Raw genomic sequence first — 12,050 nt, 5'->3', positions numbered from 1 at the left:
GAAGTTGAGCGAACTGGCATTTAGCGAGCTGCGGCCCGATCGCGCTTGAGGCGATCGAGCAACACTTGTGCATCTTTCAACAGTTGAGTGCCCCAGAGGTTGTCCTTCAGGTACTGCAAATCCGCATAGCGCTCATCGGTGTCCAAAGCTTCCTGGGCCAGGGCCAACCCCTTCAGGCAGTTGGGATCTCGGGCTTGGCTTTGGCAACCGGCAGCGGTATAGGTGGCCGTAGCGATCGCCAGTTTGGGTTCTGCGGCAGTTGGATCCACTGCCAAAGCCGCTTCCCACTCCTTGAGGGCGTTGTCTCGATCGCCCAACTCATACAGCGCCAAGCCGATATTGTTCACCGCTGGCCACATCCGCGCTTCCAGGGTCACCGCTTGCCGAAACTGCTCGATCGCCTGCTGAAATCGGCCCATGGTTAGGTAGACATTCCCCAAATCAAACCGGCCCGTGGGCGAATCCTGAAGCTTAAGGCCCGCCTGCAACGTGGTCAGCGCCTCATCCCAGCGCTTCTGTTGCCCGTAGGCTGACCCTAACGCCAACAACACCGATGGATCTTCCGGAGCCAAGGCCCGGGCCGATTCCAACACCTGAATGCCCCGATCAATCTGTTGAGACTGGAGATATAAACCGCCCATCAACCGCAAAACCTGCGGATTTTTGGGAGCGAGATAGGCCGCCACTCGAATGCGGGCCAGGGCCTCATCGTATTGCTCAAACTGCACCAATCGCGCCGCATCTTGGGCTAGATCCAAAGCCTGCTCAGACCATTGGGGATCAATCGGCGGTGCATAGGGAAGCAACACTTCCGCCCGGGCCGGCATGGATAACCCCATGCAACCCCAAAGCACAGCCAGAACCTGGAGCGCTCGGATGCTCTGTTTTTTGAAGCTCAGTTTGCCCAGTTTGCTCACAGTCCTGTTTACCCAATGCTGCTGACAACGATCGCAAGGCCATCTTAGCAACCTGAATTAATCCAGCGGGCGATTAATCTGGCACGGCGGGTGGGCAGGGGCAAAAAACTGGGTTGGGTTCAAGACTCGATCGCCCAATATCCCCGGAGTCTCGCGCGATCGCAGGTGTTGCCAGGGAGGGGATTGGCCCAATTTCAAGATTCCAGACGCTCCTTCAGGTGCTACTTCAACAGTTGCCGCACCGTGTCAATCAGCTCTTCCGGTTGGAAGGGCTTGGCGATGTAAGCATCGGCCCCTTGTTTCATGCCCCAGTAGCGATCGAACTCTTCGCTTTTGCTGGTGCAAAGCACCACGGGCACATCCTTTCGGTTGTTATCCGACTTCATCCAACGACAAAATTCATAGCCATTCATCCGGGGCATCACAATGTCTGTGATTACCAAATCCGGAGCACTGGCCTCAAATTGCACCTGTGCCTCTACCCCATCGCCCGCCAAAACCGTCGTCATGCCGTGTTTTTGGAGGAGTGCGGCAATCATCTCGCGCATCGTTGCGCTGTCATCGACAATTAGCACCTTACTCACGACATCCTCCTTCGCAGTTGGCGGCGGTTGCTGACCGCCATCCCTCGCAATCGGGCGAGTTAACCACCCATGATATGTACCACAACTTCGCGCGTGCGACCGTGCTGTCGATGTTCCCAGAGATAGATTCCCTGCCAAATCCCCAGTCCCAGTTGACCATGCACGATCGGAATTTGTTCAGAAGTGTGGGTCAAGGCGGTGCGAATGTGGGCCGGCATGTCATCGGGCCCTTCGGCACTGTGTTGGTAGGGAGCCGATTCGGGGACGAGGCCGGCGAGGAAGGCTTCCAGGTCTTGTAACACGTCAGAATCGGCGTTTTCCTGGATCACCAGGCTGGCGGAGGTATGCTGCACAAACAGCGTACAGAGGCCGGTGGTCACTCCCGATCGCGCCACCAGTTCCGCGATCGCGCTGGTGATGTTGTGCAACCGTTTGCCTTGGGTTGAAAGGCGCAGCACCTGTTGCACATGGGTCGTTTGCGATCGCTGGTCGATCGCCCCAACCGAAATGACAGTGGCGGAGGCGCTAGAACGACTCATGGAAACTGGAATAGGGACTGAAAAAGTTCTGCATGGAGCGATCGAAATATTTCAAAAAGCAATTATTCACAAACAACCACGAACAATCACAAACAATTATTCATGGATCCGGATCGGTCGCTCTATTCCGATGCAATGCCGCCATCAAAAATAGGGTTGACATCCTCCCCACCGCAAGTGGACGGGGATTCCCAAATCATGAGGTTTGGGTTTCTGCTTCATCGCACCAGCCTGCTGAGATCGATTCTCTTTGGGTTTTACGGTTGCTCCACAGACTGAAACCGCTAGCCCAGCGGCCACCTGTAATTTAGCATGACCTGAAAGGGCGGGGTTTTAGACCTAAATTTTTCTATAAATCGATTTTTAGCGAGATTTATGGACAAGATTTCCGCCATTGACAGCTTGGGTTCACCAATTTTGGGGGAAGGCTGAGTCCTGGTTGGGCGGTGGTTGGGTGCTGGTTTTGGGTGGTTATTTTGGATGATCGCTCCCCATCGTTCCCAGCGGCAACGGGGCAATGGGAGCTATGAGTTTTTGGAATTCGTGCCCGATCGCGCCGATCGCCGTTGGGTCAAGGGAATTCGCCAGCGGCGGAACTCCGCAATCAAAAAGCTCGCCACTGCACGGAAAAATAGAGGCCATTTTCCTGCCAGGTGTCTTGGTCTGGGTTGTCCACCTCCACCAGGGGAATGGCGTAGTCTAGGCGCGCTGTGAATCGATCGCCCTGTTGCCATCGGAGGCCCAACCCGAGACCAACGAGGGTTTGGGGATCGGGATCGGGTCGATCGCCCCGGTTCCAGCCGGTTCCCACATCCAGAAAGGGCACAATTTGCATCACCCCTTTAATTTTGGGCGCGCGGAACAGGGGCAGGCGCAATTCAGCCGACCCAAACAGCCCGCCATCGGTCAGCAGCAAGTCTTGGCGATAGCCCCGAACGCTTTCAAATCCCCCTAGGCCAAACTGCTCCACGGGCAAGAGCGGGCGATCGGCCCATTGGGCCTCACCCCGCACCAGCAGCAGCGTATCGGGCGCAAATTGGCGCACCCACTGGGCTTGGCCACGCCAGGCCAAGAATTGACTATCGGGCGACTCGCGATTGATGGTGGAGTCAAGGGCATCCAGTCCCAAACTCAGTTGCGATCGCAAGGCCAAAACGTAGCTTTCGCTGCGACTGGTCCACTCGTGAAACCACCGCAGGGCAGTGACGCTGGTTTGTCCTTGGTCATCGGCTCCCGGGGAAAGGGGAAAGTCAATGCCGAGCAGGCTGGTTTGGCTGTCCAGGTGCGAGAGGGTTAAGCCCGTGACGACTTCATAGTTGGGCTGCTGCACCAGGGGGCGGCGATAGGTCAGTTCGTATTGGTAGGAGTCGGCTTGGATGTCGAGGGGGCCGAAGGGATCTTCAACGATGCTGCTGCCGGTCCATTGGAAGCGGGCCCCGATCGTGCTGTTGCGACTGTCGATCGGGATGGTGTAACTGGCTTCGATCGAGTCGCTGCCGTCGGTGTTGGTGTAGCTGAGGCTGATACCATCGCCTAGCCCCAGCAGGTTGGCTTGGGTGATGGTGGCGCGTCGTCGAACTGTGCCCACGCTGGGCGATCGCCCATTATCCACCGATAGATCGCCATGGAGGCTGTCGGCTTCCGTGAGGGTGATCCGCAGCAGGTTCGTGCCCGGTTCGGTTCCTGCCGAAAGCTCTGCGGAAACGGTTTCAATGAGGGGATCGGCCTGCAACAGTTGCAGAGCGGTCAGCAGGCGATTGACCTGGAGCGGCGGTTGGGTGGCCCGTTCAATGCGCCGTTGCACGTAGCTGGGGCGCAGTCGTCGTAACCCCTGCACCTCGATCGCCTCTAGCCGACCTTCCAGTACCCGAATCTCCACAATGCCCTGAACCGGATCAATCTCCTGGGGCGGCAAAAAGGCCCCGGAGGTTTTGTAGCCTTTGTTGACATATTGCTGTGTCACCGCCGATCGCGCTTCCAGCAACTCCGCAAAGGTGAGGGGGCGATTGGTGTAGGGTTGAAGCAGGGTCGCAAATTCACGCTCTGTGAAAATCGTGCTGCCCGTGACCCGAAAAGCCTTCACCATAATTTGACCGGGGATCGGCGGCAGGTCAGAGGGCGAGGCTGGCTGCTCGATCGGGGGCGGCTGCAAAGTGGGCGGGGGCTGGTCTGGCTCCGGAATGGTGATTGGATCCGGCAGGCGATCGGGACGGGGCAAAGGGGGAGTTTGGGCGATGGCTGCCACTGTCCCACCGCCCAAACAGCCCAAGCTCGCCAGCGATCCCAGCAACCACCGCCAATGGCGATCCGAGCAATGCCTGAATGTAGGCTTCAATTCATGGCTCTCATGGTTCAATTCAGGCTTCGATATTGGGAATCTAAAGACTAGAAATCTAAGCGCTGGAAATCTAAGCGCTGGAAATTGCAAGGGTAGAAGTTGCAAAGCTAGATATCGCAAGGCCATAGATTAAGAGACAGATCGACCAAACGATCGCACCAACCGTAACAGATCAGTCAATCGGGGTCGAGCCATCTGTAATCCTTGGCCACAACCCGTTTGTGTTCAGAAGTTGATAATTGGGTTGCTCCAAAACAGTCCAGTGCAATCATGCTTTGGCAAAAAGTGCCGATCTAGCGTTTACATTGCTCGAAACGGGCGATCGCCAGGGCTGTCAGGTCAGCCAGTCCCGGGCCTTGGTGGGTGCTGGCCGCATTAGGTAGGCTGCCAGGCGGAGGCAGTGGCGCGGGAGCCTCCTGGGCCGCCCATTCCTGGGCTAGGCTCGTGGGGGCGGCCATGGCGGCCAGACGAGATTGGGTGCGCAATCCCAACTGACCGTCGCTATAGTCGCTCCAGAGGCGATCGACCTCCAGCAGCAAATCACAGTCCGTCTGCATCAGGCTGTCCACCTGAGCATTAGGAGCCAAAATTTGCCAAGTCAAGGCATTGGCCGTTTGCCAATGACCACTGGCCAACTGCTCCGCAAGACGGCTGAGGGTCTCGTTGCGAGGCCGCATGACCACCAAGGCCGCAGCCCCGGCCCAAAGCAGAATCGCAATGACCGATAAACGCTTGAAATTCACGGCCGATGTCATGACTGTTCCCGGTTGCCCCTCCATCGCGCTAGGACAATTGGCTGCCTCAGCGGTTGTTAGTGTAGTGGCCGCTGGACTTGGGTAAGCTGACACGAGTGAATGATGCTGGGGGCTGTTTAACAACATAAGAAGCTCGTCTGCGAGAGAGCCTTGAGCGATCGCTGCTGAGGCTAAGCAACCAATCCCTTCTATTGATTTATTCTGAGGAAAAATCAGACTATCCGAATAATCTGGCATTCATTTTTGAACCATTTGAATACAGACTTTTCACATTGGAGAAAATTGCTTGATGTCCTTATCATTACCGATTCCTGACTGGTTTGAGGGCGATCGCGTTGGCGAAGTTTGGCGTGTGCCCTATGCCCAACTGGCCACCGAGGCTCAACAATGGGCCAAGGCACACCAAATTACACCGGCACAGGAAGATTCGCAACGAATTGCTCTGTTAATGATTGATGTGCAAAATACGTTCTGCGTTCCTGATTTTGAGTTGTTTGTGGGCGGGCGATCGGGGCAAGGTGCAGTCGAAGATAATATTCGTTTATGTAAATTTGTTTACCGAAATTTGAATTTACTCACGGAACTCATCCCCACGTTGGATACCCATGGGGTTGCTCAGATTTTTCATCCAATCTTTTGGGTAGATGCCGAAGGGAACCATCCCGAACCCCTGACTAATATTGACTGGGAAGCGGTCAAGACTGGCCGTTGGCGACCCAATCCCCAATTGCAAGCCAGTTTCCAGCTTCTGCCTAACGCCATTGGCCAAAGCGCATTGCTTGATCGCTCTCCAGAAGCCGCGAAGATGCATGGCAACTTGACCACCTATGCCGCCCACTACACCAAAACCCTAGAAGATTTAGGTAAATATCCTCTGACCATTTGGCCCTATCACTCCATGCTGGGCGGTATTGGCCATGCATTGGTTTCGGCCGTTGAAGCTGCCTGTTTTACCCATGCCATTGGGCGGCAAATTCCAACACGATTTGAGCTGAAGGGTAGCCATCCCTTAACGGAAAATTATTCCATTCTCAGCCCCGAAGTTCTCAGTGATGAACATCAACAACCGATCGCCCAAAAGAATCAGGCTCTGATTCAGCATCTTTTTGAATTTGATGTAGTGATTATTGCTGGGCAAGCAAAGAGCCACTGTGTGGCTTGGACAGTGGCTGATTTTCTGCGAGAGATTCAAACACAAAAACCGGAATTTGTCGATCGAGTCTATTTACTCGAGGATTGCATGTCGCCCGTGGTGGTTCCTGGGGTGATTGACTTCACGGAATTGGCTGATCGAACCTTCCAGGACTTTGCTTCAGCGGGAATGCATTTGGTGCGGTCTACGGACCCGATCGCGCAGTGGCCAATGTTTAATCGCTAGTGAAAAATTCAATCCGAGAACTAGCACCAGAGTCATTTCAATAAAATGGTAAACTAAGCATAGTTTTTCAGAAAAAACTCATTCAATTCACGCTTCTGCCCATGACTGTTCCTACCTCTGCCCTACCGGAATCCTTGGCTAAATTAGTTCAGCGATTTTCCCGAGTCACCAACCCTAAGCAAGGTTACGAGCAACTCATTTGGTTTTCAAAGCGGCTTCCTGAGCTGGATGAAGTGGATCGTAGCCCTGAAAATAAGGTTCATGGCTGCACTTCTCAGGTATATGTGGCCGCAGCACTAACCGATGGCAAAGTTTGGTATCGGGGTGATTCTGATTCACAACTAGTGAAAGGTTTAGTGGCATTTCTAGTTGAAGGGTTGAACGGTCTAACACCGGCCGTGATCACTGCTTTAAAACCGGATTTCATTCAACAAACAAAGCTCAACGCTAGCCTGACTCCTTCGCGGGCTAATGGATTTTTCAATATTTTCAAAAAGATGCAAGATCAAGCTCAATTGCTTCAGTCTGAGTCCCATGCAGATTTGAATTTCTTGGGTTCATTGTCCTCCCCACCAAACCTTGAACCTAATCATGAAGCTCCTGAAAAAGTGACTGATTGAGCCGTTGATGAATGCTCAATGACGCAAACGCGGCAACGCAGGCGCAATGAAACCAGGCGCAATGAGCCAGATGCAATGAGCCAGATGCAATGAATCAAACGGTTGCCTATATTTATCATGACCCAATTTTGGAATTGGTCACAGAGCCAATCGATTGGGAAGTTGATGTGCAAAACCTATATGTGGATTTGGGCGATCGGCAAGCATTGGGGCAACTCATGCAGTTGGTGAAGCAGGGAGCAATTCACACACTTCTCATTCGACAAATTCGCGACTTGGGCGACTCGATCGAGTCCATTCTCAATGTTTTGAATCAGTTAGAAAACGCTAGGGTGATACTGCGAGTGATGCAGGGTGGCCTCCCCAAGGGAACCGATCCTAACTGGATTCAACAATTGCAATGGCTTCAGGAACTGAACCAAGACCAGCACCGACATGCCATTCAAAAAGGCCACGCCCGTAATCGGTTAGCAGCCTTGCCACCGCCGGGGCGTGCTCCCTTTGGCTATCGACGGGGCAAGGATCGGTATGTGATTGATCGCGCTGCGGCCAGTATCGTGAAAGACTTTTTTGAAAACTTTTTGCTCTATGGTTCCTTGCGAGGAGCGGTGCGATTTATTAACCAAAAACATCAGAAAAAAATTTCAATTTCGACGGGTCGTAATTGGCTGACTAATCCTGCTTATCGAGGTGATTTAGCCTATAAGAATGGCGATGTAATTTTGAATACGCACCCCCCACTGGTATCTCGCGAAGAAGCAGCCCAGGTTGATCGACTCTTGCGACGTAATCAGACCCTGGCTCCCAAAACGGCTAGCGCTGCACGTTCCTTGGCGGGGTTGGTGAGCTGTGCCCAATGCCAAGCAAAATTAGCCGTAACTTCCACTCGATCGCGGGGATCCAAAACTCCCAATTATCTTTACTTGCGCCCCAATCCCTGTGGAAAAGGACAATCAGCTCCCGATCGATGCCCCCTGGCGGACTATAACCAGATCTTGAAGAAAACAATTCAACGTATTTGTCGAGAATTGCCACAACGAGTGAGTCAGGCACAGTTACCGAATATTGAGCAATTAAAATCTCAAATTCAACAACAACTTCAAGCTCAGGAAGAGCGCCTAACTCAGCTCATTCAGCTTAAAGAAAATGGAATTTTGGATGAAAATATATTGCAAGTTCGTTCCTATCAAATTCGAATCGAAATGGGAACTTTACAAGATCGGCTTTCGCAACTGCCTCCTGCCAGCTTATCGATGATTTCTCGATCGGTTTCAATTCCAGAATTTTGGCAAGGTTTATCCGAAGCCGAACGGCGTTTCTACTTTCGCGAATTCCTGAAAGGCATCTGGCTAACTTATTCAACAAAGGGAAAAGGGCAACCGGCTTGGCGTGTACAATCTTTGGATTTTGTTTTTTAAAATTAGTTGTTTAAAATTTTTTTAAAAAATTTAAAATTCAAACTAAAGATTAAAAGCATTTTTAAAAATCAAGCATTAATGTTTTTCTATCTTCATCAACGAATGAAAGTAAAAAATTTCACTCTTTCGTTTCTATAATTGACTTTAGACCTCTTTTATGAATCAGTTAAAAGCTTTCATCCTTGAACCCCTTCCCTCAAGATGGGCTAATCAACGATTAGCTTGTAGGTTGAGTTGAGGTACGAAACCCAACAACAGTGAGGTTCGTGATGATCGAGTTGGGTTGAGCTTTGCGCGACCCAACCCACCGAAGAACCAGGCGATTGAAAATGTTGTCAGTCAATTAGCAATCTCGGAGAGAGATTTAGGATAAGGATTGTGATTGATGCAAGAGGTCTTTTGAATGAATCCTGCTAATCTAAAACAAATTTTGAATAATTGAGTATTTCTTGTGACGGTTGATTGAGTGTTTACATTGTTAGTTAAAGCAATTTCAAAATCAGATTTTAAATAAATTTTGCATGTTTTTACTTTTTCGTAAAATAAGTTGCTCATCTCCAAAACTCATAAATTGCTGTCTATAATGTTGCTTGTGAGGCGATTTGATCACAGATTAAAATTTGATCGCTTAGGCTGTTGAGCAAGCCTAAACTTTAATATTCAATGATAGTACTAGCACTTTAGGTGAGTTTATGTTTACGTTTTTTCTAATGCTATTGATTGGCGGTGGCGCAGCCTTTGCCGCCTTGAAAAGTGATGATTTACCTGCACCATTGCCTATTCGATGGGCCGTGCGGGGCGGCGGTGGCTTTGTGGCGGTTTTTGTGGCGCTCTATGTCATTAGTCGTTTCGTTGCGAATGTACCGACGGGAAGTGTTGGTGTGCGTGATTCCTTAGGCAATGTGGAAGAAAGACCATTGCTACCCGGGTTGCATTTCAACACACCTTTTTCGCGAGTGGTAGTGTTTTCAACACGGTTGAAGAATATTCAGGAAGGTATTGAAGCAACATCCCAAGAAGGTTTAATTTTTGATTTAAACGTCAGCTTGCAATATCGCATTGATCCGCGAAAAGTGTCCCAGGTTTATCGAACCATTGGCACAAATGAATCAGAAATTGTCGTATCTCGATTTCGAGCAGTCGTTCGCTCAATTACTGCATTACATCCAGCCGAGTCTATTTATTCAACCAAGCGCACAGTGATTGCTGAAGAAATGCGCCGACAATTGGCACAACAACTGGAGCCTTTGGGATTTATGGTAGAAGCAGCTCTGTTGCGAGAAGTGAAACTGCCGGAAACTGTCCAAGCAGCAATTCAACAAAAACTGAAAATCGAACAAGAAAGCAAACAAATGGAATTTGTGTTGTCAAAAACTCGTCAGGAGGCTGAACGAAAACAAATTGAGGCCCAGGCGATCGCCAACTACAATCGAACGGTTGCTCAGGGCTTGACCAATCAGGTCATTCAATTGAAGCAAATTGAAGCTATGCAAAGTCTAGCAGAATCCAAAAATACAAAGGTGATCATTACCAATGGCAATTCACCGATTTTGGTTTCTCCAGGCGGTAATTAGTCCAATGCCCATGAACGTGCAATTGATCGCCACTGAGTAGAATTGCTTCGATCGACTAATCTATTTCATTGAATGATGAATTGCACTAAATCAATTTGTTTAAAAGCTTTGATCCAAAATTACCTATAATCTTGAAACCCTATTGATTAGAAATTTGAATTGGCGACACAAATGTCGGAACCCAGCATGGCAGCGGATGAGCGCCACCCCGATCGCCCATTGAATTCAACTTCAGAAGATGTGAACTTTACGCCTAAGCTGATTGTGATTGTGGGGCCGACAGCTTCAGGCAAGTCCGCCTTAGCGATCGAGCTAGGTCGGTCTTTAAATTCTGTTATTCTGGGAGCGGATTCTCGCCAAATTTATCGCAATTTTGATATTGGAACTGCTAAGCCGTCATTGAGCGATCGTGCGGCGGTTCCCCACGAGTTAATTGATATTTGCGACCCGGTTGAGGTCTTCACAGTTGCTGAGTTTCAGACCCAAGCAAATCAACTGATTCATCATTATCATCAACGCCAAACAATTCCCCTATTGGTTGGGGGAACCGGACTTTATATTAAATCTGTGGTTCGAGGATTACGCATTCCTCAAGTGCCGCCCCAGCCAATCTTGCGATCGCAATTGGAGCAACTGACTCGCCTCGATCGCCGCCAACTTTTGTTGACTCTTGATCCTGTTTCTGCACAACAAATCCATGAGCGTGATGATGTGCGAACCATCCGAGCACTGGAAGTTTTTTATGCCACAGGTCAGCCAATTTCTAGCCTGCAAGGAGAAAAAATTCCCGCCTATCCAATTTTGCAAATTGGCCTAGACTGCCTCGGTGCTAAGAGTTTGGATGGACTGATTGCTAACTCGCGATTAACTAACGATTCAAACGATTTAAACGATTCAAAGAAGGCGATCGAGCAACTCGATTGTTCCCAAACCCATCCTCAAAATTCTTCTCGCCAGCGGTCAAAAAAGCACAGGAAAGAAAAATTAGCCCCAGATGAAAATGATCGGCTATGGCAGCGAATTCAACAGCGCACTCGCTCGATGTTTGAGCAAGGGTTTGTGGAAGAGGTTCATCAGTTAGTGGAACTTTATGGCCAGAATTTGCCCTTACTTCAAACCTTGGGCTATCGTGAAGTGTTGCAAGCAATGAATGGTGACATAACTTGGCCAGAGGCAGAACAGTTAACTGCTGTTCACACTCGCCAATTTGCAAAACGACAGCGAACTTGGTTTCGGGCAGACCCTAACATCCATTGGTTAGATGCAGATCACCCAAGACTCTTGGAGATGGCTCTAAAGTTGGTGCAAAACTTCCTGAATGATAGTAACAAATTTGATCAAAGTTCTTGATTGAGTTGATATAAAAATAGACTAAAAAATGACAGAACGCTTAATTCAATCAACCTCTTTCAGGAATCAGTTAAAAGTGCTTATTCTTAACCTCTTTTCTTAAGATCGGCTGATCAACGATTATCTGGTAGTAGCACGACAGACTTAATGCATTAGACCTCTTGCGTCAATCACGATCCTTATCCTAGATCTCTCTTCGAGATTGCCGATTGACTGACAAAATGCTCAGTCGCCTGGCTCTTTAGTAGGTTGGGTTTCGCAAGGCTCAACCCAACTCGATCACTACGAACCTTACTGTTGTTGGGTTTCGTACCTCAACCCAACCTCAAAAATGATTGTTGATTAGCCCATCTTGAGGGAAAGGATTCAAGGATGAAGGCTTTTAACTGATTCGTGAAAGAGGTCTATTGGGTCAAAGTTGCGGAGCCAGGCGCGGTAACAAGGGGCTTGAGCATCTTGCTGCTTAACGATCAGACGATGGTAACAGCCATGTAATTTAACCCAGCGAATTAAGGCAGACACGCTAGTAGCTAGTAGGTTGGGTTGAGGCACGAAACCCAACAACAGTAAGATTCGC

General features: G+C 50.0%; 9 protein-coding genes and 1 pseudogene. 5 read left to right on the top strand and 5 right to left on the bottom strand.

The genetic code is table 11. The annotated features are described in order from the left end of the window. Positions 1–20: 20 nt before the first annotated feature. The 5 genes from VPK24_RS16745 to VPK24_RS16725 all read right to left on the bottom strand — a co-directional run bounded on the left by VPK24_RS16745 (position 21) and on the right by VPK24_RS16725 (position 5,121). Positions 21–917, bottom strand: coding sequence for a tetratricopeptide repeat protein (locus tag VPK24_RS16745; protein ID WP_393015085.1), 897 nt, complete (start codon positions 915–917; stop codon positions 21–23). 221 nt (positions 918–1,138) lie between these two features. Further along, entirely contained in the window at positions 1,139–1,501 is a 363-nt protein-coding gene (locus VPK24_RS16740; protein WP_099534967.1) for a response regulator transcription factor, read from the bottom strand. Between the two features lie 59 nt (positions 1,502–1,560). Next, the gene (locus VPK24_RS16735) at positions 1,561–2,040 is read right to left on the bottom strand and encodes a secondary thiamine-phosphate synthase enzyme YjbQ (protein WP_099534966.1); all 480 of its coding nucleotides are present in this window, start codon (positions 2,038–2,040) and stop codon (positions 1,561–1,563) included. A 604-nt stretch (positions 2,041–2,644) separates the two neighbouring features. After that, entirely contained in the window at positions 2,645–4,285 is a 1,641-nt protein-coding gene (locus tag VPK24_RS16730; RefSeq protein ID WP_393015082.1) for a ShlB/FhaC/HecB family hemolysin secretion/activation protein, read from the bottom strand. Between the two features lie 386 nt (positions 4,286–4,671). Further along, a complete protein-coding gene (locus VPK24_RS16725; protein WP_393015080.1) occupies positions 4,672–5,121 on the bottom strand; it encodes a hypothetical protein in 450 nt (149 codons plus the stop codon). A 301-nt stretch (positions 5,122–5,422) separates the two neighbouring features. Here VPK24_RS16725 and VPK24_RS16720 point away from each other — a divergent pair, with 301 nt between their 5' ends. The 5 genes and pseudogenes from VPK24_RS16720 to miaA all read left to right on the top strand — a co-directional run bounded on the left by VPK24_RS16720 (position 5,423) and on the right by miaA (position 11,473). Next, positions 5,423–6,511 carry an isochorismatase gene (locus tag VPK24_RS16720; RefSeq protein ID WP_393015078.1) on the top strand — a complete coding sequence of 363 codons (1,089 nt, stop codon included), beginning with the start codon at positions 5,423–5,425 and terminating at the stop codon, positions 6,509–6,511. Between the two features lie 101 nt (positions 6,512–6,612). Continuing rightward, positions 6,613–7,023: pseudogene (locus VPK24_RS16715) on the top strand (SufE family protein); the annotation flags it as partial. Between the two features lie 197 nt (positions 7,024–7,220). Next, positions 7,221–8,549, top strand: a complete 1,329-nt coding sequence (locus VPK24_RS16710; protein WP_393015076.1) for a recombinase family protein — start codon at positions 7,221–7,223, stop codon at positions 8,547–8,549. A gap of 692 nt (positions 8,550–9,241) precedes the next feature. Continuing rightward, on the top strand, positions 9,242–10,123 hold the full coding sequence (locus VPK24_RS16705) for a prohibitin family protein (protein ID WP_393015074.1): 882 nt from the start codon (positions 9,242–9,244) through the stop codon (positions 10,121–10,123). A 171-nt stretch (positions 10,124–10,294) separates the two neighbouring features. Continuing rightward, positions 10,295–11,473, top strand: coding sequence for a tRNA (adenosine(37)-N6)-dimethylallyltransferase MiaA (miaA, locus tag VPK24_RS16700; protein WP_393015072.1), 1,179 nt, complete (start codon positions 10,295–10,297; stop codon positions 11,471–11,473). Positions 11,474–12,050 lie beyond the last annotated feature (577 nt).

Origin of the sequence: Limnothrix redekei LRLZ20PSL1 (assembly GCF_043235035.1) — a bacterium.
Classification (GTDB): Bacteria; Cyanobacteriota; Cyanobacteriia; order CACIAM-69d; family CACIAM-69d; genus CACIAM-69d.
The sequence above is the reverse complement of the archived record's forward strand: the minus strand, read 5'-3'. Positions and strand labels throughout refer to the sequence as shown.

Coding starts and splice junctions, on each gene's coding strand:
- VPK24_RS16720 (WP_393015078.1), top strand. CDS start 5,423: ATGTCCTTATCATTACCGATTCCTGACTGGTTTGAGGGCGATCGCGTT.
- VPK24_RS16705 (WP_393015074.1), top strand. CDS start 9,242: ATGTTTACGTTTTTTCTAATGCTATTGATTGGCGGTGGCGCAGCCTTT.
- VPK24_RS16710 (WP_393015076.1), top strand. CDS start 7,221: ATGAATCAAACGGTTGCCTATATTTATCATGACCCAATTTTGGAATTG.
- miaA (WP_393015072.1), top strand. CDS start 10,295: ATGTCGGAACCCAGCATGGCAGCGGATGAGCGCCACCCCGATCGCCCA.
- VPK24_RS16735 (WP_099534966.1), bottom strand. CDS start 2,040: ATGAGTCGTTCTAGCGCCTCCGCCACTGTCATTTCGGTTGGGGCGATC.